Origin of the sequence: Curvibacter sp. PAE-UM (assembly GCF_001432305.1) — a bacterium.
Classification (GTDB): Bacteria; Pseudomonadota; Gammaproteobacteria; order Burkholderiales; family Burkholderiaceae_C; genus Hylemonella.
Genome location: NZ_KQ483358.1, coordinates 3163344 through 3184457 on the forward strand (window position 1 = coordinate 3163344; position 21114 = coordinate 3184457).

Consider the following 21114-nt stretch of genomic DNA (forward strand, 5'->3'; position numbering starts at 1 on the left):
GGCGGCGCTCCTCATGCGATCCCGATACGCTCGAGCCGCTTCTTCACCGCAGCCGGCAGCGGCTGCTCGGCGGCCATGGCCACCACCGGCACGGCGGCGCTGCCCTCGTTCTTGTAGCGGAAGACCTTGTCCACCGTCGCCGCGAGATCGTGCACCGTCTTGCCCGGGTCCACCAGCACCGCCGTGAAGGTGCGGACGACCTCGGGGACCGTCTTGTTCTCGAAGCCCGACTCGCGCTGCTGCGTGTAGTAGGTGTTGATGTAGACCATCAGCATGTGGGCGATCTGCGCCGCCACCGCCTTGAGCATGTCCTGGCTCCCGGCGCTGTTGAAGTAGGTCAGGTCGATCATCTTCTGCAGGCCCATGCCCGGCTGGTCGCCGGCCGAAACAAAGGGCCGTATGGACTGCCCGTTGACACGCATGAACATGAAGGCGCTGACATCCGCCTGCCTGGATCTGTCTAGCTCGGCCATGGTTCTCTCCTCTGTGTGGATCGTTCACTCGTCTTCTTTGGTCTTCGGGTCCTTGCCCAGCAGGTAACCGGCAATGGCGCCGAACAGCCCGACGATGGGCGTGAGCTGCTCGTTGCTGTAGCCGATGACCAGCAGCAGCGCCGAAAAGCCCAGGATGGTGATGACACCGAACACCCGCAGCACATGGTGGGCCGGCGCGCCGGTGCGCCACAGCAGCGCGGTGGCAAGGATCAGGGCCGCAAAGGAAAACAGCAGGACCCCGATGGCGAGGAACTGCACCAGGTCCGGCGACCAGGGCTGGACCCAGCTCAGGGACGGAGAAGGGGCCTGCGCCAGTGTCTTGTCCAGGTTCTTTTGCGCCACGTCCAGCGCAGCCATGGCCGCATCAGTGGTGCTGGCCATCAGCGTGCTCCCCGTTCCAGCTTGCCGATGCGCCCTTCCAGCTCGCCCAGCTGGCCATTCAGCGCCTTGATGGCCGCCGTCTGTTTGCGCAGCAGGTCGGCAATCTCGGCATTGCTGGGCTGCGCCGCCCCGGGCGGGACCATGGGCGGGGCGGCCATGGGCGGCGCCTTGATGCCATACGGCACCTGCTTGGGCTCCTTCTCGAAGCCCCGCGGCGCCTGGTCCGCATAGCCCCCCAAACTTCGTTCCGCAGCACGGGGAGGCGCGGGTGGCACTTGCGCAAAAGCACTCGCAGCGGCGAGCAGCAAGCCGAGACCCAGGATCAGCTTCATGACGGTTCCTCCTTGAAAAAGGACTCCCGGTCAGATCCCGGGCCCATCACCGTCGTATTGTTGGCAAGTGCCGGCCAAAGTAAATCCCATGAACGCGGGATGCGTTAGTGGGTGACAAATGTCCCGGCGTATCCTGGGTCGCTTGGTGATTGGTGCGAGGTAGCCACCGCCTGTGGCGGTTCGCGTCCAGCACCCGGCGGACGGTGTGCCAAGCCTGTTCAGCGACGCGCCCGGGGAATGGGCGCGTCTTACGAGGCGGAGTGTCAGTCGCGGGTCAACCTTGGGTCAAATTGCTTTGGGACATACAGACATTTAGTTTGATGATGTATGCACACCAGTTCATAGTAGCGCCGCTCATACATCGCCGGAAGACATCGACGGTCAGCCATCAGCGGCAATTGACTAGTGATTCGGCGTTCTTGCATACCGAGCAGCCAGCGATCAGCGCTCCACTTCAAATGCATACACCTGTGACATATGATCATGCGGTCCTAGGATTAGCGACAGCTCAGGGGGGGGAATGATTTCAAATCCGAATCTTCAAAAAATAAAAAGTCGAGTACTAGCCGCTCGAAACCCACTTTTGGAGTTCCAACGAACACTGGACTCTGTTGCGCATAGCGATTACTCGCGTCTTGCTTGGTTCTGTTCGACCGATACAAAGCTAAGCTCCATCGCGTTTGGGCCAGCATTTCCATCGTCGCCTCGTGAACTGCTCGAATGGAGTGAGGTTTATGAACGAAGTGTGGAACAGTGCTTGTGGTGGATCACCGCATCCGTCCGCTGCTTTAAATCGAAGATTCAAGATTTTCTTGAATTGGAAAAAAAATTTGCGGACCTAACGCTCCTTGGAAAGCACAAAGATGCCGGGCAGGTTCTAGACGAAATCGAGATGCGTCTCGGAACATCCTTGTGGCTTCTTGAAGCTCGAATTGCCAACCTCGAACTTCAGGGGGGAGTGAAAGATCAAAAAGACTACACAAAATCTATTACCGAAGATGATTCAATTTCTTCGGCCACCCGGACAATCGCGTACTACACGAGCTACAGAACCGAGTCGACAGTAACTGCTGACCGCTACTTCGACACAGTCCTCAAGGCTTTCGATGAATCGGAAGATGGCGAGTATACGGCCACACCTTACTTCCTTTTTCGCCTCGCATTTTTTAGCAAATTAAGCTTTCTAAAAATCAAGTCAATATTGGTTTTCGAAGGTTGTGCGGCACTGATAGATAGATACCTAACTATCGTTCGAATCATCCAACTCATCTTCGCTGATTCGCGGCATGCAAACTTAAGGGCGTGTGCGCAAAATGTTGCAGTTCATCTCTCCCAAAGTGTGAACGACTCACGTCTAGAGTCGATCTTACGATTCAGATCACTTTCTGATGCCGAGCCTACCCCACAATGCGACCTGTTTCTCTCGATCCTCGACTCCTATACACAAGGCAAATACGACGAGGTTCTGATCATCCCAGCTGCACAACATGATTCCTCCAATCGAATCGCAGCAAGTGAAATTCGGGCGAAGGCATTGATTCGCAGTATTGGCGCACCTGCGGCCAAGACCAGTGGCGTGGCGCTAGATATCGAACGTATAGAGAGTGTTTTGTGTACAGCTCTGGCAAAGGGACCTGACTGCCTGGAGTCGCATTCAGCCTTACTGAAACTTCTCCTTTTGTTCCCACAGTCCAACTGGGCGGCAGATCTTTTTGGATGCCTATCGCGAGAATTTCGACAGATCTCCGAGGACCGAAGAGGGCGCTACTCATTATTTGGACAATTCAACGGAAGCTCTGTAAGTCCACGGTTGTTCGCATCAAACCCGCTGACGCCAAAATGGATAACCAGTCGAAAAATCGGCGAAGGCGGATTGACTTATAAGTTGCTGCACGCTGTCGAGTCCGGCAAGCCAGATGCACTGAGAGAATTTCAGGAACAAGTGCCAGAGAAACGGCTTGCAAAATATGAGGCGATTGCGCTTCTGAAATGCAATCGCGCAAGTGAAGCCGCCCCGCACTTAGTAAAGTTGCTAGGAAGCCCAATTCCCCTAGACAGAGAAGATGCGATCGAGGGTCTCGTACGCGCCCTACTAACTACTGGCCAACCAGTGGCTGCATTTGAGCAGATTGTTCTGGACCTCACAGAGAACCCGGGGTTCATGACGCGCATTGATGTCGATGGCCTTTGGAATTTTGCGCGAGACAATTTCCGCGCAGGACGTCCTCTCGAACATTCGATTGCCGTTCCCGTACTGTGCGACATCGTCAGTGGGCGAGTTGATTCCGTCACTGATGGAGAGCGCACATCTCTTCTTGAAGACTATTTGCATAGAACCGGCCATCGGCGGCCCAGCCACCTCACGCCTCCCGAGAGCAAGATAGGCGAACTACTGCTGGTTCACTTGCTGCGCCACTTGGCCGTTCCGACCACTCTTGATTCACATATCGAATATGAGAGCTCTCAGGATGTTGAGGACGAACGCATCGCGGTCTGTCAAAACTTAACCAAGCTAGACCCAATTCGGAGCGTCAATTACAGCGAAGAAATTGCGCGCATCACTCGTGCACAGCTGATCCAACGGGGCGTTCGACAAGTTGAGAAAAGCAAGATTTACGTTGATATTGCCGGCCTCAGAAACAATCTGAGAAATAGTGTGAAAGACCTGTTTGAGCGATATCAAAGCTTACCAATTACAAAAGGTCTGGAGGTCACGGATTTGCTTCTTCAGATCGGAAGTCAACTCGAGAAGCGAGGGATGAAACTTCTAGTGAGTTTGCCAAGAAATGAGCGTCTAGCAGCCTTCAATGAACTATTCTTGGCGATTCGAGATCGGTTTGTCTCCAGCAGCGAGCACGGCTTAGATGTATATCTTAGTGTTGGGATTCGTCATGGAACACTAGCCGGGCAGTTGCGAAGTGTTTTCGAGAGAGAAAGTCTGCTCGGACGGCGGTCGGCCGATGGATCCTTTTCAACACCCATAAAGTGGGCCACGCTGTTTGGAGGTAACGAAGACGCGTCGGCGCTTGAGATACTGTCGCGGGAAATTGAATCATTTACGGATGGTGTTGACTCACTCATCAAAGAACTTCGGGACAAATACATACAGATCAACACGGAATCACGTCCAACTGAAGGTTGGTTTGACTATAAATTCACAAACCAGGAGTTATTGACCATCGAATCGAAATCTCAAGATGTCGAGTCTTTCGATGCGTTCTGTGATCTCGTCATGGATGTGCTCTGGCAACGCACTGAACGGAACCTAGCAACGGTCCGCTCCAGCTTAACTGGGGCGATCAGAAATTCCTTCTCATCGCTTCTAGACAAGCTTAGCGATGCATCCGGTACGCTTCCACCTGCACACGACCGAATGCAGTACCAAGCGGCCATTACCCGAGTTCGGCCGCTGATGCAAACTGAATTGGCCAGCATTGCAGCGTGGTTTACCCGACATGGTGCCGGCGATGCTGATCCCTATCGGATCGACACAGCGATTGATATCGCACGCACCATGTTCGAGCGTTGTAATCCAGGAAGAACACTACGAATAGACGTCCGAGTGGATGGTGATGCACGAACCCTAAACGGCAGAACACTGCCAGGAATGGTTGACATTTTTTATTTGCTTCTGGACAACGTGGGTAAATACGGAAAAGAGGTTGCAGCGAGCGAGCTTCAATGCGAGCTTCAATGCAAAATTACAGCCAAGGCGCTTGAAGTAGTTCTCGAAAACCCAGTCGACCAAGATCTAAGTCGCGAAAAAAAATCTCAAGTTGACGCAATTCTGAGAGACATTGAGTCAGAAACCGCACACGAAAGAGCCAAGCGCGAGGGCGGCACAGGGCTACTGAAGCTAGCTAAGATCATAAGAATCGACTTCGGATCAACTCTCCAATTTTCGGCAGCATATCCTAAGAAGAACTTGTTTCGAGTAAGTTTCGGTGCCGTTGATGGAAGGCCATTTTCATGACGTTAAACCTGCTAATCATTGAAGATGACGAAAACAAACTCGAGCAAGTTCGGGATGCGGTCAACAGCCATTCGCCGAATTTGAGCGTCTCGTTTGCAAAATCGTATCAGTCTGGATTGCGCGCACTACTCACAAAATCGGTAGATATAGTCATTCTTGACATGACTCTTCCAACTTTTGATCGCGGATTCCAAGAACCTGGAGGACGCACACGACCGTTCGCAGGTCGAGAGATCATTGAGCAACTAGATCGAAAGAGCATTTCCACAAACATTGTTGTCGTCTCTGGCTTCGAGATACTAGGCGAAGGATCGGCTGCTATGAGTTTGAATGAGCTAGACAAGCAATTAGCCGGAAAATTTGGGCACCTTTATCGCGGTTTCGTCTACTACAGCCCATCCGAAAGCGCATGGAGAGGGAAACTCGAATTGATGCTTTCTAAAATTGTTAGTGAGATAACGAAATGAATATCTTGATCGTTGAGGACACGGTTGAAAAGGCCGAGAAAATCACGCACGTAATCAGGACCACAACCGGCGTTGACACAAGCATTAATCATGTGAGTGACGTGGTATCAGCAAAGAGATTTCTTGCGACCGAGAAATTCGATGCACTGATAATTGATCTGCAAATTCCCATTAGAGCTGGCGAGGCAGTTCAGAAACTTGGGGGCAAAAATCTTCTCCAAGAAATACTCTCCTCTGATTTATATCGAAGACCAAAATATATCCTTGGCATTTCAGACTACCCTGAATCAATACTTTTATCTGAGAAAGCTTTCTCAGATAACCTATTTGGTTTACTAAATAGCAGCACACCCGAGCACGACTGGACATCACGACTTAGTTCATTTGTTGCGCACGTTGCATCAGCCACACAAGTACAAAGCGACCCCACATCACCCGAGGGCTATGGGATTTCCATGGCGGTCGTATGCGCTTTGCATGTTCCAGAGTTGGATTCCTTGCTCAAACTTCCATATAAGTGGGCCGAGATTACTAGATCGAGTTGCAATCCAACATTTGAAACCACGATTCAGAACAGCGGCGGAAGACATCGGATAGTTGCGGTAAGTGCCCTTGAAATGGGTATGCCGGCTGCAGCTGCGTTGGCCGCAAAAACAATCCAAAGATTTAGACCTAGATATGTCGCTATGACTGGCATAGCTGGTGGCATAAAAGGATCTGGCAATTATGGAGATGTTGTAGTTGCCGATAGCTGCTGGGACTATTCCGGAGGGAAGGTCGTTGAAATCAACGGGGAAATTCAGATCGAGAATGAGCCACGAACCGCCGAACTCGACCCTACTCTAAAGTCACAATTTATTCGTCTAGCAAGCGATGCCAAATTACTAGCCAAGATTACTTCGGAATATTCAGGTGAACTACCGAGCCAGCGGTTAGGGGCAAGGGTTGGCCCAATTTTTACTGGAACCCATGTCATCACGTCCGAGCTTCGCACCAAGGAATTGTCCCTTATGAACCGGAAGCTCAGCGCAATCGATATGGAAGGCTACGCAATCTTTGCCAGTGCCCGTTATTCAGAACATCCAAGGCCTTACCCCCTACTGTTGAAGGGGCTGTCTGACTTCGCCGACAAAGACAAAGATGATCGCTGGCGTGCTTACGCTTCGTACACGTCCGCACGCTTATTGCTCGCCTGGGCCGAGAAACACCTCTAGTCGTGCCGCGCCCGAGCGCCTCGAGTACACAAACGAAGAGTCGGCCCCTAACCCACCCGCGCGCGCCGCAATAGTCGGCGCTACCTCATTCAAGGCCTCCATTGCAAACCCCGCCGCCTGCTTGTAGCGGGCCATGATCTCGTTGCGCTCGGCCTTGGGGATCACCTCGTCGATGTAGGCGCAGACGCCGCCGCAGCGTTCGTCCACCAGGCCACGATGGCGTAGGGACCGGCACCGCGCCTGCGGCGCAGCCTACATAGGCAGTGACTTGTTCGAATCGTCAGTCAGCGAAACGGCCTTGAGCCGGATCTGGTAGCGGCCCGAGCTCACCAGCGCGATGGCCTGGTCCGAAGACCATTTGGACGTGGCACTGTAGTTGAGCCGCACCTCGGCGCTCTGGCCCCGCGCGATGGCCTGGCGCAGGAAAGCGTGCCAGGGCGTCGCGTCAGCCGCCGATGCAAGGATGATAGGCAGTGGCTTGGCGCCCGAGGTGTCGTAGAGCCAGGCGTCGAAGGTGATGCGCTTGAGGGTGGGGTAGCCCATGTTCTGCACGTCGATGATGACGGCGATCTCGTCCCGGCCCGAGGCGCCCTGGACGACTTCGGCGCGCTTGATGATCACGACCACTTCGGGCGGTGTTTCGATGTGGACCGTGATGCCGGCCGGGCCGGGCGCGGGCTCGACCACGGCCGTGGCAGACGCGGGGGTGGCGGGGGCAGAAGCGGCTGGTGCGGGCACCGGGGCCGAGGCCTTGGCGACTGGCGCAGGCGCGGCCACCGGGGCCGGGGCCGCTGCGGGCTTGGGTGCCGGCTTGGGCACACGCTTGGGAGCGGGGGTAGGCACGGGCGGCGGCGGGGGAGGTTCGGGCTGGAAGATGAAGAGATACGCCCCGACCAGCGCAGCGACAAGCACGACGGCGGCTACCGCCAAGATGATGCGGTAGCGCAGAGCCAGCTCACGCAGCCAGGGCAGCATGCGGCGCTTGGCCGTGTTGCGCGCGAGCGCGAGCTCCTTGATGACCTGCTCGCCCTTGGACAGGAAGTCTTCGGACGACTTGAGCTTGAAGCGTGCGTCTTTCGAGGCCTTTTTTTGCAGGCCATGGAGGTAGCGGATGCGTTTATCCAGGTCTGCGGGCACCACGTACTGGGTCGAACCGAGCTTTTGGCGCAAGCCATCGCCCGAGCCGCCCCAGTCGCGCTGGAGCACGCGCTCGATGCGCCTGCAGATGTCGAGAACTTTCTCGGTGTCTTTCACGTGTCGCTCTTTCGCCTGTGACCCGATGCCACGGGGCAGCAGATACCCGCACCAACAAAATGCCCTCCCCCAGCACGGCTGGACGAGGGCATGGATTTACAGACCTTTTCCGTGCAACCCCGCTGTCGTAGCTAGTGCCTTAGCTCATGCCTTAGACCGGTGGCTTTGCGTGCGCACCCTTCGATGCGCTTGCCCTGGTGGCCCTCAGTCTACCGGGGCAGCGTGCCTCGTGTCAGCCCAAATGACCCCAGGCGGGCTCAGGCCGACACCCGCGCGCCGGCGGGGATAATCGGCGCCGCCCCATTCAGCGCCTCCACCGCAAACCCCGCCGCCTGCTTGTAGCGGGCCATGAACTCGTCGCGCTCGGTCTTGGGGATCACGTCGTCGATGTTGTCGAAGACACCGCCGCAGCGTTCGTCCACCAGGCCCAGGATGGCGAAGGGGCCGGAGCCGCGGTTGCGCAGCACCAGGGCCGAGATGTCCTTGCACAGCTTCTGGTCGTAGGCCTGCAGGGCCTGCGCGTTCACGCCGTGCTGCACCATGGCCGCGCCCAGCACGCGTGTGTCGACGATAGCCTGGCTGGCACCGGCCGAGCCCACGGGGTACATCACATGGGCGGCGTCGCCCAGCAGGGCCACGCGGCCGTCCACCCAGGTGGGCACGGGGTCGCGATCGATCATGGGGTACTCGAACACTTCCTTGGCGCCGCGCAGCATGGCGGGCACATCCAGCCAGTCGTAGTTCCAGCCCTCGAAGTGGTGGATGAACTCTTCCAGTTTCACGCGGCGGTTCCAGTCGCCCTGGGTCCAGCCGCCCTGGTTGTCCACGGTGATCTCGGCGATCCAGTTGATGGTGGACAGGCCGGTGGCCGGGTCCGGCGGTGAGATGGGGTAGACCACCACACGGTGCTTGAGCGAGCCCACGCCCACGAAGGAGGCGCCGGTTCGGTGCGCCACACCCGGCGTGGTGCCGCGCCACATGATGGCGCCGCCCCACTGGATGGGCGGCTGCGTGGGGTGCATCTGCGCGCGCACGGCGGAGTGCAGGCCGTCGGCGGCGATGAGCAGGCGGCCCTGCACTTCACGGCGTTCGCCGTTGCGGGTCTCGATGAAGGCGGTGACGCCCTGCGCCTCGTTGCGATAACCCGTGACGCGCTGGCCCAGTTGCACGGCGCCCGGCCCCAGGCGGCGCTGCACTTCAGCCAGCAGCAACATCTGCAGCTGGCCGCGGTGCACCGAATACTGCGGCCACTTGTAGCCGGCCAGCAGGCCGCGCGGCTCTGAATACACGTCGTTGCCGTTGCGGCCCACCAGGGCCCATTCCCTGGCCTGGATGCCGATGGCGTCCAGCTTGTCCGCGCCTATGCCCAATTCATACAGCTCGCGCACGGCATTGGGCTGCAGGTTGATGCCCACGCCCAGGGGCTGGAGTTCGGGCACGGCCTCGTACACGCGGCAGGGCACGCCGATCTGGTGCAGGGTAAGGGCCAGGGTGAGGCCGCCGATGCCGCCGCCGGCGATGAGGACGGGGGCTTGTTCTTGTTGGGTGGAGATCATGGGGAAATTCTTGGATGCACAGGCGTCGAGATAAATGTAAAGCATGGCCGGGCGGTTCAGGCGAGCCACCCGCCGCCTTGACAGCCCCACCCCCGAGGAACACCATGGGTTTTCGAAAGAAAACACATGCTTGAAACTGTTGCTGTCATCCTGATCGTCCTGTGGCTGCTGGGCCTGGTGTCCTCGTACACCATGGGCGGCTTCATCCACGTGCTGCTGGTGATCGCGGTCGTGGTGGTGTTGCTGCGCATCATCCGCCGCTGAGCCACAGGGGTTCCGGCTGCCAAGGTCGCACCGGTGCTGCGGGCTGCACTTCTAGAATGCAGCCCATGATCGACCCCAGCCTGATGAGCGGGGCCCTGGCCGGGCGCATGACGCTGCGGCTCGACGCGGCCCCGAGTGCAGCGCCCCTGCCACCGGGCCGCCACGCCCTGCCCTTCCCCGAAGGGCGCGAGGCGGTGCTGGTCGTGCCCGAAGGGCTGGAGGCCGGGCAGCCCGCGCCCCTGCTGGTGATGTTCCACGGCGCGGGCGGCGAAGCCAACAAGGTGCTGCCCCACCTGGTGCGCCATGCGCGGGCCCGGCGCTTCCTGCTGCTGGTGCCGCAGTCGATGTTCCCCACCTGGGACATCGTGATCGGCGGCCACGGGCCGGACCTGGAGCGCCTGCAGACCGCCTTGCAGCAGGTGGCGACGCACTTTCCAATCGATACGGGGCACCTGGCTTTCGCGGGGTTTTCAGACGGCGGCAGTTATGCGCTGTCGGTGGGGCTGACCAATGGTGATGTGGTGAGCCACGTGATCGGGCTCTCGGCGGGGTTCATGAACACCTTCACCCGCCACGGTTCGCCGCGGGTGTTCCTGGCGCATGGGCGCGCCGACACGCAGCTGCCCTTCGAGACCAGCGCCGGGCCTCATGCGCAGCGACTGCTGGCCGATGGCACCGACCTGACGCTGCTGCCGTTTGATGGCGACCACGTCATCGAGCCCTGGGTGGTGGAGCGGGCGATCGGCTTCTTCCTGGGGCCGCAGGAAGCCGGCCCGGGCGGCTAGCCGGCCCAGGCCGCAGGTCTGCTCGTCGCTGGCGACCTGACGCTGGTCTGAACGCAGGTTCCCGGGGTGGCAAAATCGCCCGTCCTCCGCAGCCCTCTACCCGGCACCTACGCTTCATGACCCGTCCCCTCCCCGGCACCCTCGGCATCGACTTCGGCACCTCCAACTCCGCCATGGCCTGGGCCGCGCCCGGCGGCACCGCGCGCCTGATCCCGCTGGAAGGCGCGGCCACGGCCATGCCCACGGCGGTGTTCTACAACCACGAAGACCTCAGCACCCACTTCGGCCGCGACGCCGTGGCCCTGTACCTGGAAGGCACCGAGGGGCGGCTGATGCGCTCGCTCAAGAGCCTGCTGGGCAGCCCGCTGCTGCTGGAGACCACGGTGGTGAACAACCGGCAGGTGAGCTTCCAGGACATCATCGCCACCTTCCTGGCCACGCTGCGCGATCGCGCCACGTTGGCACTGGGCGCGGCGCCCCTGCGCGTGGTGATGGGCCGACCCGTGCACTTCGTGGACGACGACGCCGAGCGCGACGCGCTGGCCCAGCAGTCTTTGCTGCAGGCCGCGCAGGCGGTGGGGTTCACGGATGTGACGTTCCAGCTGGAGCCGATTGCCGCGGCGCTGGACTACGAACGCCGACTGGACAAAGAGAGCACGGTACTGGTGGTGGACCTGGGCGGCGGCACCTCGGACTTCACCGTGGTGCGGCTGGGGCCGGACCGCATCAAAAAGGCTAATCGCGCCGACGACGTGCTGGCCACCACGGGCGTGCACATCGGCGGCACGGACTTCGACCACAAGCTCAGCCTGGAGCAGGTGATGCCGCTGCTGGGTTACCGGCACATCGGCCCCGAGGGGCGCGAGGTGCCCAGCCGCATCTTCTTCGACCTGTCCACCTGGCACCTGATCCACTGGCTGTACCAGCCGCGCGCCCTGGCGCAGGCGCAGGCCCTGTGGACGAACTATGCCGACATCCGCCTGCACCAGCGCCTGATGCGTGTGCTGCAGGAGCGCCACGGCCACCGCATCGCCCATGAGGTGGAGCAGGCCAAGATCCGCTGCTCGCAGACGGATGCCGATGCGGCCATGGACTTCAGCGACATCGAAGCCGGCCTGGCCGCGCCCATGACGGTGGCCGGCATGCAGGAACACCTGCACAGCCTGCTGGCCAACACCGTGGCTTGCGCGCGCGAGTGTGTGCGCAAGGCCGGCGTGGCCGATGGCGCACTGGATGCCATCTACCTCACCGGCGGCTCCTCGGCCCTGCGCCCTTTCCAGCGTGCGCTGCAGGCGGAGTTTGCGGGCGTGCCGCTGGTGGAGGGGGATCTGTTCGGCGGCGTGGCGTCGGGGCTGGTCTACAGCGGGGGCGCCTAACAAGCCGCCTGGGCAGGCAGAGCGCCCTTACTCGGGCGTCTCGTCTTTTTTCGGCGCACTCTCGGGGGGAACCGCAGAGGGCTCGTGCAGCTTGGCCTTGACGAGCGCTTCCGTCAGCCGGGCGCTGGCCCGGTTGAGGGGCCCTTCGTTGGCGAGGTCTTCCTTGGCTTCGGCAAACTTTTTCTGCTGGATCTTCTCGACGATGCCCGCCGCGACCCGGTGAAACTCGTCATGCGCCTCCTGAACCTCGGTGCGGCGCTTCTCGGGCATGAGCCGGTAGCCTTCATGGTCCAGCCAGTCACCGAACTGGCAGCGGTGGCTGTCACCCACAGCGGCCACGTCAAAAGACGCCTTGCCGTTCAGGAAATCCTTGAAGCGCTTGCGCCATGCCGAATGCGCATGCAGGGCCTCTTCTACTTCACTCTTCATGCTCATGATGCTGCAACTTTCCCGGTACCTGGTGTGGGCAATGTAGCCTCATCTTCACCAGCAGCGGCGGTTTGTCAAGCAGTTCCAGCGCACACTGCCGGCGGAATTTGCGGCGGCTGATGGCCCTTTACCCGGCAGACAAGTGGCCACCCCATAATTTGCCCATGACTACCATTCTTCAATTCGGCGAGCACCATCCTGACTACCCCGTCCGCGTCATCAACGAGCGCGAAGCCCGGGCCGGGGCCGGCATCCTGTTCTTCCTGGCGCTGATCGCCTTCATGAACGCCTGGCTGAGCGGCGACTTCGCACCCACCAAGCTGGTGGTGGTCGGGTTCTTTGCGGACTTCTTCATCCGCGTGCTGATCAATCCGCGCTACTCGCCCAGCCTGGTGCTGGGGCGCATTGCCGTGAGGAACCAGATCCCCGAATACGTGGGTGCACCACAGAAGCGTTTTGCCTGGGCCATAGGCCTGGCCCTGGCCACAGCCATGCTCTACCTGGTGGTGTTCAAGAACATCAAGGGGCCGATCAATATGCTGACCTGCTCCCTGTGCCTGCTGCTGCTTTTCTTCGAAACAGCTTTCGGCATCTGCATCGGCTGCAAGCTCTACACCCTCTTCAACAAGGAGCAGGCCCAGCTCTGCCCGGGCGGCGTGTGCGAAGTCAAGGACCGCCAGCCGATCCAGTTTGTCTCTGGCGCGCAATACGCGGCCGTGGCCGTTTTTCTGGTAAGTCTGTCGATCGCCGCGTCGATGATGCCGCAAGCCCCCGCGGCGCCAGCCGCTGCTGCGGCAGATGGCGCGCCGGCACAGCCACGGAGTGCGGCCGAAGAGGAGCGCTGCCGCGTCCCCGAATTTGCCAAAAAGATCGGGCACGAGGAAAAGTGGAAGCTGCACAACGGCTGCAAGTAATGCCGCAAGACAAAGAACCCGCCCCGCTGCTGAAAGACCTGCTCAACGCCAAGGCGCTGGCCCTGATCGGCCGCGCGGCGGCGCAGGCGCACCCGGCTTTCGACCAACGCGCCTATCTGGTCATGGCACGCGAGGGGCTGGAAGAGTTGTCCATCATGCAGCGCATGAGCCGTGCGGCGGATTGCCTGCGCGCGCACCTGCCGGACAACTACCCCAAGGCCCTGAAGATCGTGCGCAAGATGGCGCCGCTGCTGCCCGGCGGCTTTGCGGACATGGTGCTGCCCGAGTTCGTGGGCCGGCACGGGCTGGAGCATTTCGATCTGTCGCTGGAGGCATTGCGCGAGCTCACGCCCTACAGCAGCGCGGAGTTCGCCATCCGCCCCTACATCGCGTTGGACCCCGACGCCGTGCTGGCGCACGCCTTGCGCTGGGCCGAGGACGACAACGAACACGTGCGCCGCCTGGCCAGCGAGGGCACGCGCCCGCGCCTGCCCTGGGCCCGGCGCCTGCCGCTGCTGGTGGCCGAGCCGCAGCACACGCGGCCTATCCTGGAAAAGCTGCAGGCCGACCCCAGCGACTACGTGCGCCGCTCGGTGGCCAACCACCTCAACGACATCAGCAAGGACCACCCCGACTGGGTGCTGGATCTGCTGGAGGGCTGGCCCACGCAGCAGCCCGAGACGAAGTGGATCACCAAGCACGCCCTGCGCAATCTCATCAAGGCCGGCCACCCGCGTGCGCTCAAGCTCGTGGCGGTCACGCTGGGCGCCAAGGTGAAACTGGGTGCGTTCGAAGTGAGACCGGCCGCCTTGCGCCTGGGGCAGACGCTGCGGCTGAAGACCACGCTGCAGTCCACGGCAGACCAGCCGCAGAAGCTGGTGGTGGACTACGCGATCCACTACGTGAAGAAAAACGGCGAGAGCAGCCGCAAGGTCTTCAAGCTGCGCACGCTGGAGCTGGCAGGCGGCGCCGAGCTGACGCTGGAGAAGAACCAGACCATCGCCGACTTCACCACCCGCGTGCACTACCCGGGACGGCACGCGGTCGAACTGCTGGTGAACGGCCTCACGGTGGCGCAAGGCCACTTCAATCTGAAGAAACCAGCGGCGTGAGCGGTCGGCGTCAGTAGAAACGCCGGTAACCGATGGCGAAGAAGTCCTGACCGTTGGCGCCGTAGTTGTTGAGCAGGTCGTAGATGGTGCAGCGGTGGTGCAGGCGCAGGAAGACCTCGTGCTCGCGCGCCCTGGGTGAGGAAAAGGTCAGCTCCAGCATCAGGAAGTTCAGGTGGCGGCTGCCTTCCCCGGTGGCGCTGCGCTCCAGCGGGCTGACGATGGTGGTGTAGGAATAACCCAGGGGGCCGGCGCGGATGCTGGTGGGCAGCACGCCGCTCCAGGGGAAACCGCTCCAGCGCAGCACGGGCGCGATGGCGAATTCCTGCAGGGTGGCCGTGCCGAACTGGTGGCCGACCATGCCATCCACCTCCAGCGAGAGCGGCCATTCCTGCGCGCGCCAGAGCGTCTTGCTGGCGGTCAGCGCGACGATGTACTGGTGGAGGTAGTTGGCCCGGCCCTGCGAGAAGCCGGCGGGCTCCGAGTCGTAATACTGGCCGCCGTAGAAACCGAGGCTCCAGTCTTTTTCCTCGCACCAGGCCGCGGCCGGCAGCAGCAGGCCGGCAGCCAGCACCAGGGCCAGCCACGGGCCTGGCCTGCGGCGGGGCGGGTGAACCGGCGGCGTGGCCGGGGTGCGGGCGGGCTCCATGGCAGGCAGCTTAGTCCTTCGGGCGGCCCACCGCAATTACCCATCCTTGTACGTAGGGGATGAATCTGGTCGCAGGCAGCGACGATCAATCCGCCGCCAGCACCCGGTTGCGCCCACCCTGCTTGGCCGCGTACAGCGCCTGGTCGGCGCGCTGCACCAGGGCCGCGGCCAGCACGGCGGCGTCCACCTCGCCCTCGCCTGGCAGCAATGCAGCACCGATGGAGACGGTGATGCGCAGCGGCTCGGCCACCTGCACCGGCATGCTCTGCGCGGCGATGACACGGCGGATGCGCTCGGCGGTGTCCAGCGCGGCGGGCAGCGGCGTGGCCGGCAACAACATGACGAACTCTTCGCCGCCGTAACGGGCCACCACGTCGCTGCCGCGCAGTTGCGCGCGGATCAGGCGCGCCACGTAGCGCAGCACGGCGTCGCCCGCGGGGTGGCCGTGCGTGTCGTTGATGCGCTTGAAGTGGTCCACGTCCAGCAGCAGGCAGACCAGGGGCTGCGTGCTGCGGCGCGCGGCCTGCACTTCCTCCAGGCAGCGCGATTCGAAATAACGGCGGTTGTGCACGCCGGTCAGGCCGTCGGTCAAGCCGGCGAGCTTGAGGCGTTCGGTGGCCAGGGCGCTGTCCAGGCAGACGGCCACCAGCGCGGCCAGGCGCTCCAGGAAGTCGGTGCTGCTGCCGGTGGCGAAGCGCGTTGCGTCGCGGCTGCCCAGGTTGAGGCTGCCGATGAAGGCACCGCGGTGCACCAGGGGCAAGAGGGCCACGCTGCCCGGCGTGGCGGATTGCCCCTCAAACAGGAATTCGTGCGCGGCCGTGGGCGCGCCCAGCAGCGGGCGGGCACCGGCGGCGTAGAGCTGCTGCAAGGGTTGTTCGCTATGCAGGAAAAGCAGGCCACCAGGCTGGGACGCGCTGCCTTCGCCCAGGATGCGCGCGGCTTCGTACTGCGCGTCCACCAGGGCCACGGTGACGCAATCGAGTTCGAAGAGCGCGGGGTAGTCCTGCAGCAGCGTGTCCAGCAAGCCGGCCAGCGAGGCGGCACCGATGACCTTGCGTTCGAGCTGGTCGAAGCGACGCAGCTTGTCCTGATTGAGGCGAGCCTCGGCGATCAGGCCGTCGAGCTGCTCGCGCAGGCGGCGGTTCTCGGCCTGCAGCAGGGCCACCGACAGGCGCGCGGGGCCGCCCGTGGTGTCCGGCGCAGTGGCACCGCTCCCTGTCTCGTTCTTTTGCATGCGGGTATGGTACCGCGGCGCCCCCTGCCAGATGTGTGGATGTGTGTCAGGCCGTGGCCTCGAAAGCTGCGTGAAACACCACGCTGCCCTGCGGCACGGATGGACCGAAAGCCAGGGCCATGAAAAACTCGGACGGGATGCCGGGGTAGACCAGGCCGGGCAAGGGCTTGAAGCCGAAGCGCGCGTAATACGCCGGGTCGCCCACCAGCACGCAGCCGGCCGCGCCACGCGCGCGCAGGCCGTCCAGCGCGGCGTGCATGAGGGCCGAACCGATGCCCTGCCCTTGCAGCGCGGGCAAGACCGAGATGGGGCCCAGGCCGTACCAGCCCGGTGCGCCATCGGACACGGTCACGGGCGAGAGCGCCACGTGGCCGACCACGGCCCCGGCCTGCTCCGCCACCAGCGAAAGCGTGAGCTGCCCGGCGCGGCGCAGGGCGTTGACGATGAAGTGCTCGGTGTGGGCGGTGTGCGGGGCATTGAGAAAGGCGGCCTCGGTGAGGGCCGTGATGGCCGGCACGTCGAGGGTGGTTTCGTCGCGGATGCGGATGTTCATGCACGCACTGTATCGCGGCGCGGCATGAAAAAAGCCAGCCCTCGCGGGCTGGCTTCCTGGCACAGGATCGACCGACGCAAGCCGGCGGTATGCGTCCTAGTGCGAGTAACGCAGCACCAGGCTGGCGGCACCCAGCGCCTTGCCCTTGAGCGCCTCCATCAGTTCGGCCTTGCTCAGGCCGGGCGGCAGCGCGTCGGGCGCCAGCGAGGTGGCGATCAGGGTGTAGACGTAGTGCTGGGGCGCGTTGCCACGCGGCGGGCAAGGGCCCAGGTAGGCCATGCCCAGCGTGTTCTTGCCCGCCACCAGCTTGCTGCTGGGAGCACTCGCCTCGCCTTCGGCCAGGCCCGTCACGATGGGCGCGATGCCGTAGGCCGTCCAGTGATTCACACCCAGGCCCGCGCGACCAGCCTGGTCGTCCATCACGATGGCGAAGCTGCGTGTGCCTGCGGGGGCACGCACCCAGCTCAGGGCCGGCGTGAGGTTCTCGCCCACGCAATTGGGATTGGCCGGGTTCTTGCCAGCGTAGGGCTGGGTGAGCATGGCGTTGTCCGGGCGGCCGGGCGAGACCAGGTTGAAACCGCTCGCGCTGTAAGGCGAGGGACTGGACAGGCCGGCACAGGCGCCGAGCAGGCTGGCCGCTACCAGCAGCAGGCCGAGCTTGAAGCTGCGATGCAGGATGTTCATGGTGGCCTTTCCTTTATTCCGGCAAGAGGCCGATTTCCTGGGCCGCGCGGCTCCAGCGCTGGTGCTCCAGAGTGAGGAAGGCGCCGGTCTGCTCGGGCGCGCCCATGGACTCGGCGATGGGGCCGATGGTGGCCATGCGCTGCGCCACCTCGACATCGCCCAGCAGGGTGTTGATCTCCCTGTTCATGCGCTGGATGGCAGCGGCCGGCGTGCCGGCCGGGGCCACCACGGCGAACCAGCCCACCATCTCGAAACCTGTCAGCAGTTCGGACAACGCGGGCACCTGCTCCCAACCGGCCACGCGCTTGGCCGCAGTGACGGCGAGGTAGCGCAGGCGGCCCTGGCGCACCAGCGCCGCGGTGGAGGCGACGTCGGCCACCGCCGCGTCGGCGTGGCCACCGATGATGTTCTGCACGGCCACACCCACCGAGGCATAACCCACCAGATTGGCCTGCATCTGGGTGCGCGCGTTGATGACACGCGCGATGATGCCGCCGAAGGTACGCGGGCCTTCGTTGGCCAGCGAGACCTTGCCGGGCTCGGCCTTGGAGCGGGCGATCAGGTCCTGCATGGAGGTGATGGGCGACTCGGCCTTCACGACCACGGCAAACGGGCTCTTGGCGATGAAGGCCACGGGCACGAAATCCTTCTCGGGGTCGTAAGGCATGGTCTTGAACAGGTACTTGTTCGTGACCAGCGCCGCGGTGGTGGCGAAGTACAGGCTGTAGCCGTCGGCGGGCGAGCGCGCCGCGGCCTGCGCGCCGATGATGTTCTGGCCACCGGGCTTGTTCTCGATGACGATGGGCTGGCCCAGCGCGCGAGCCAGGCGGTCACCCAGCAGGCGGGCCACGTTGTCCGGGCCGGAGCCCGGCGGCTGCGAGAGGATGAACTTGACGGGCTTGTCGGGCCAGGCGCCGTTGGCCTGGGCCCAGGCGGCGGGAACGGCCGTGGCCAGCAGGCTGGCCTGGATGAAATGTCTGCGTTGCATGTCTGTCTCCTCGTTGGGTCTGTCGTTGTAAAAACTGTGTACCTTAGAAAGCGGCCAGTGTCGAGAGCTGGCCCGACAACTCCTGCGCGCTGGAGGCCACGCCATAGACGTAGTGGTCGGGCCGCACCAGGGCGGCGCTGCAACCCTGGCGTTCGAACCAGCGCTGCAACACGCCCTCAGTCTCGGTGCAGCCGGGTGTGCCGAGCTGCACGACCGTGAGGCCCGGCCGTGCCAACACGCGCGCCTGCTGGCGCAGGGCCGCATCGGCATGGCGATCGAGCACCAGACGCCAGCCGCTGCCGAGCACATCGTCCATGCGCTGTTTTTCACCATCGACCATCAGCCAGGGCTGCGGGAAGATGGTGCCGCGCGCCGGGTGCTGCTGCGCGGCCAGCAAGCCTGCGCGCAAGGCGGGCTGCACGTCCTGGCGCGGTGTGGGCTGGACCACACCGCCGCATTCGGCCAGCAGCCTGGCGTCACGCGCGCGGGCGCGCACGGGGTCGCGCTCGCAGATGATCTGGCCGATGCCCTTGATGCGGGTGGTCAGGTCGATGACGTGGGCCTTGCGCTCCTCGCCGTAGCTGTCGAGCAGGCGTTCGGGCGCGCCGGCCTGGAGCACGGCGCCCAGTTTCCAGCAGAGGTTGGCCACGTCGCGCACGCCCTGGCACATGCCCTGGCCCAGGAAAGGCGGCTGCTGGTGGGCGGCGTCGCCGGCCACGAAGACGCGGCCGCTGCGCCAAACGCTCGCGACCAGCGCGTGGAAGCGGTAGCTGGCCTGGCGCCACAGCGTGGCATCGGCCGGCGTGAGCCAGGGCGCCAGCAGCTTCCAGGTGCCCGCGGGCGTGGCCACGTCCTTCGGGTCTTCGCCGGGGTTGATGGAGATTTCCCAGCGGCGATGTTGGCCGGGGCAGATGAGAAAGGTGCTGGGGCGCTCGGGGTTGCAGTACTGCACGCTGGTGGTGGGCAGCTTGGCCAGGCCCTTGTCATTGACCAGCACGTCCACCACGAGCCAGGGCTCGTCGAAGTCCAGGTCTTCCAGCGTGATGCCGACCTGGCTGCGCACGGTGCTCGACGCCCCGTCGCAGGCGATGACGTAACGCGCCTGCACGGTGGAGGGTTTGCCATCGTCACCCTTGAGTGTGAGCGTGGCCCCTTGCTCATCCTGCTTGATCTGCGTGAGCGTCTGGCCCAGTTGCACGGTCACGCAGGAAAAGGACAGCGCGTGCTCGCGCAGGATGCGCTCGGCTGGCGGTTGGGTGAAGACCACCGAGGGCGTATGGCCCAGCGGGTACGGTGGCGCCACGGTGGACATGCGCTTGATGACCTGGCCGTCCACCCCGTAATAGACCGAATCGGTGAAGGGTTCGAGGTAGGGCTTGATCTTCTTCGCCACGCCCATCTGCTGGAAGAGACGGATGATCTCGTGGTCCAGCGCGATGGCGCGGGGCTTGTCGTAGACGTCGCGCAGCTTGTCGCACACATAGGTGCGGATGCCCTGGGCGCCCAGCAGGCCCGCGGCGACCGCACCCGAAGGGCCGAAGCCGACGATGGCGACGTCATAAGGCGCCGCCACTTTCAGGTTCCCCATGGTCAGGCCTCGTCCTCGATGGTGTTGCGCAGCAGGCCGATGTTCTCGATCTCGATCTCGACCACGTCGCCGTGTTTCATCCACACCGGCGGGTTGCGCGCCTGGCCCACACCGGCCGGCGTGCCCATGACGATGACGTCGCCGGGCTCCAGCGTCATGCACTCGGTGAGCAGCTGGATGGTCTCGGCCACGCCCCAGATCATGTCGCGCGTGTTGGCGTCCTGCATGACCTGGCCGTTCAGGCGCGCCTGGATGCGCAGGTCGGTGGCGCCCGCGGGCAGTTCGTCGGCGGTGACCAGCGCGGGGCCGAAGGGGCCGGTGCGGTCGAAGTTCTTGCCTATGCTCCACTGCGGTGTCTTCTTCTGGTAATCGCGCACCGAGATGTCGTTGAAGACGGAATAACCGAAGACGGCGTCGAGCGCGTTGTCCATCGTGCAGTGCTTCACGGTCTTGCCGATCACCACGGCGAGTTCGGCCTCCCAGTCCAGGCGCTCGGAGACCTTGGGGCGCAAGGCCTTGGCGTTGGGTGCCAGCAGCGAGGAGGCGCAGCGCAGGAAGAACCAGGGGTAGACCGGCTTCTCGCGCCCGCCTTCCTTGGCGTGGTCGTAGTAATTGAGGCCCAGGCAGACGATCTTGCCGGGCTCGGGCAGCACGGGGGCCAGCGTCACGCTGGAAAGAGGCACCCGCTTGGCGCTGGAGGCGATGGCCGCCTTGGCGGCGCCGGCCAGGTCCTGGCCCGCGCGCAGGGCGGTGCGCAGGTCGGCGCTGATCTGTGGCTGGGCCTGGTTCAGGTCGATAACCTCGTTGCCCGTGACGACGCCCAGACGCTGCTCTTTGCCCTGGGTGTAAGTGATGAAACGCATGAAAACT

General features: G+C 62.8%; 21 protein-coding genes, 1 pseudogene and 1 riboswitch. Of the genes and pseudogenes, 8 read left to right on the top strand and 14 right to left on the bottom strand.

Annotation, left to right across the window (positions count from 1 at the left end):
• Positions 1-11 precede the first annotated feature (11 nt).
• The 3 genes from AO057_RS15145 to AO057_RS15155 are packed head-to-tail and all read right to left on the bottom strand — an operon-like array spanning position 12 to position 1207.
• A complete protein-coding gene (locus AO057_RS15145) occupies positions 12-473 on the bottom strand; it encodes a hypothetical protein (protein ID WP_057676734.1) in 462 nt (153 codons plus the stop codon).
• A gap of 24 nt (positions 474-497) precedes the next feature.
• A complete protein-coding gene (locus tag AO057_RS15150) occupies positions 498-875 on the bottom strand; it encodes a hypothetical protein (RefSeq protein ID WP_057676735.1) in 378 nt (125 codons plus the stop codon).
• Positions 875-1207, bottom strand: a complete 333-nt coding sequence (locus tag AO057_RS15155; RefSeq protein WP_057676736.1) for a hypothetical protein — start codon at positions 1205-1207, stop codon at positions 875-877. Before AO057_RS15155 ends, AO057_RS15150 begins: the two co-directional genes overlap by 1 nt.
• A gap of 757 nt (positions 1208-1964) precedes the next feature.
• On the opposite strand from AO057_RS15155, the gene AO057_RS17895 reads away from it, so the two are divergent.
• Genes AO057_RS17895 through AO057_RS17600 form a run of 3 tightly spaced genes read left to right on the top strand, consistent with a single transcriptional unit; the run spans position 1965 to position 6861 of the window.
• Positions 1965-5180: a hypothetical protein gene (locus AO057_RS17895; RefSeq protein WP_156404571.1), complete on the top strand. Its 3216-nt coding sequence runs from the start codon at positions 1965-1967 to the stop codon at positions 5178-5180.
• Positions 5177-5647, top strand: a complete 471-nt coding sequence (locus AO057_RS17595) for a response regulator transcription factor (protein WP_082605582.1) — start codon at positions 5177-5179, stop codon at positions 5645-5647. Before AO057_RS17895 ends, AO057_RS17595 begins: the two co-directional genes overlap by 4 nt.
• Positions 5644-6861, top strand: coding sequence for a phosphorylase family protein (locus tag AO057_RS17600; RefSeq protein ID WP_082605583.1), 1218 nt, complete (start codon positions 5644-5646; stop codon positions 6859-6861). Before AO057_RS17595 ends, AO057_RS17600 begins: the two co-directional genes overlap by 4 nt.
• Here AO057_RS17600 and AO057_RS18115 read toward each other — a convergent pair.
• From AO057_RS18115 to AO057_RS15170, 3 genes are all read right to left on the bottom strand, one after another.
• Complete coding sequence (locus tag AO057_RS18115; RefSeq protein WP_057676737.1) at positions 6829-7068, bottom strand: hypothetical protein; 240 nt, start codon at positions 7066-7068, stop codon at positions 6829-6831. The genes AO057_RS17600 and AO057_RS18115 overlap by 33 nt on opposite strands.
• A gap of 45 nt (positions 7069-7113) precedes the next feature.
• Positions 7114-8115 carry a hypothetical protein gene (locus AO057_RS18120; protein WP_057676738.1) on the bottom strand — a complete coding sequence of 334 codons (1002 nt, stop codon included), beginning with the start codon at positions 8113-8115 and terminating at the stop codon, positions 7114-7116.
• Positions 8116-8224: 109 nt separating this feature from the next.
• Positions 8225-8319: riboswitch (cyclic di-GMP riboswitch) on the bottom strand.
• A 53-nt stretch (positions 8320-8372) separates the two neighbouring features.
• Positions 8373-9671, bottom strand: coding sequence for a flavin-dependent oxidoreductase (locus AO057_RS15170; RefSeq protein ID WP_057677324.1), 1299 nt, complete (start codon positions 9669-9671; stop codon positions 8373-8375).
• A gap of 126 nt (positions 9672-9797) precedes the next feature.
• Between AO057_RS15170 and AO057_RS17910 the strand changes: the two genes are divergently transcribed.
• From AO057_RS17910 to AO057_RS15180, 3 genes are all read left to right on the top strand, one after another.
• Positions 9798-9935, top strand: a complete 138-nt coding sequence (locus tag AO057_RS17910; RefSeq protein WP_156404572.1) for a lmo0937 family membrane protein — start codon at positions 9798-9800, stop codon at positions 9933-9935.
• A 65-nt stretch (positions 9936-10000) separates the two neighbouring features.
• Positions 10001-10720 carry an alpha/beta hydrolase gene (locus tag AO057_RS15175; RefSeq protein ID WP_057677325.1) on the top strand — a complete coding sequence of 240 codons (720 nt, stop codon included), beginning with the start codon at positions 10001-10003 and terminating at the stop codon, positions 10718-10720.
• 116 nt (positions 10721-10836) lie between these two features.
• Positions 10837-12096, top strand: coding sequence for an Hsp70 family protein (locus AO057_RS15180; protein ID WP_057676739.1), 1260 nt, complete (start codon positions 10837-10839; stop codon positions 12094-12096).
• A 213-nt stretch (positions 12097-12309) separates the two neighbouring features.
• Here AO057_RS15180 and AO057_RS18525 read toward each other — a convergent pair.
• Positions 12310-12531, bottom strand: a pseudogene (locus tag AO057_RS18525) (CZB domain-containing protein); the annotation flags it as partial.
• 158 nt (positions 12532-12689) lie between these two features.
• Here AO057_RS18525 and AO057_RS15190 point away from each other — a divergent pair.
• Both AO057_RS15190 and AO057_RS15195 read left to right on the top strand, forming a co-directional pair.
• The gene (locus tag AO057_RS15190) at positions 12690-13439 is read left to right on the top strand and encodes a DUF4395 domain-containing protein (RefSeq protein WP_057676741.1); all 750 of its coding nucleotides are present in this window, start codon (positions 12690-12692) and stop codon (positions 13437-13439) included.
• Entirely contained in the window at positions 13439-14551 is a 1113-nt protein-coding gene (locus tag AO057_RS15195) for a DNA alkylation repair protein (RefSeq protein ID WP_057676742.1), read from the top strand. The genes AO057_RS15190 and AO057_RS15195 overlap by 1 nt, the downstream gene beginning before the upstream one ends.
• A 10-nt stretch (positions 14552-14561) precedes the next feature.
• Here AO057_RS15195 and AO057_RS15200 read toward each other — a convergent pair whose 3' ends face one another.
• From AO057_RS15200 to AO057_RS15230, 7 genes are all read right to left on the bottom strand, one after another.
• Entirely contained in the window at positions 14562-15197 is a 636-nt protein-coding gene (locus AO057_RS15200) for a hypothetical protein (RefSeq protein WP_057676743.1), read from the bottom strand.
• Between the two features lie 85 nt (positions 15198-15282).
• Positions 15283-16431, bottom strand: a complete 1149-nt coding sequence (locus tag AO057_RS15205) for a GGDEF domain-containing protein (RefSeq protein WP_057676744.1) — start codon at positions 16429-16431, stop codon at positions 15283-15285.
• A gap of 46 nt (positions 16432-16477) precedes the next feature.
• On the bottom strand, positions 16478-16984 hold the full coding sequence (locus AO057_RS15210; protein WP_057676745.1) for a GNAT family N-acetyltransferase: 507 nt from the start codon (positions 16982-16984) through the stop codon (positions 16478-16480).
• 96 nt (positions 16985-17080) lie between these two features.
• A complete protein-coding gene (locus AO057_RS15215; protein WP_057676746.1) occupies positions 17081-17668 on the bottom strand; it encodes a YbhB/YbcL family Raf kinase inhibitor-like protein in 588 nt (195 codons plus the stop codon).
• 13 nt (positions 17669-17681) lie between these two features.
• Positions 17682-18656 (bottom strand): Bug family tripartite tricarboxylate transporter substrate binding protein, encoded by a 975-nt coding sequence (locus tag AO057_RS15220; protein WP_057676747.1) that lies wholly within the window; start codon positions 18654-18656, stop codon positions 17682-17684.
• Positions 18657-18699: 43 nt separating this feature from the next.
• Positions 18700-20244, bottom strand: coding sequence for a bifunctional 3-(3-hydroxy-phenyl)propionate/3-hydroxycinnamic acid hydroxylase (locus AO057_RS15225; protein ID WP_057676748.1), 1545 nt, complete (start codon positions 20242-20244; stop codon positions 18700-18702).
• Between the two features lie 2 nt (positions 20245-20246).
• Positions 20247-21107 (bottom strand): fumarylacetoacetate hydrolase family protein, encoded by an 861-nt coding sequence (locus tag AO057_RS15230; protein WP_057676749.1) that lies wholly within the window; start codon positions 21105-21107, stop codon positions 20247-20249.
• Positions 21108-21114 lie beyond the last annotated feature (7 nt).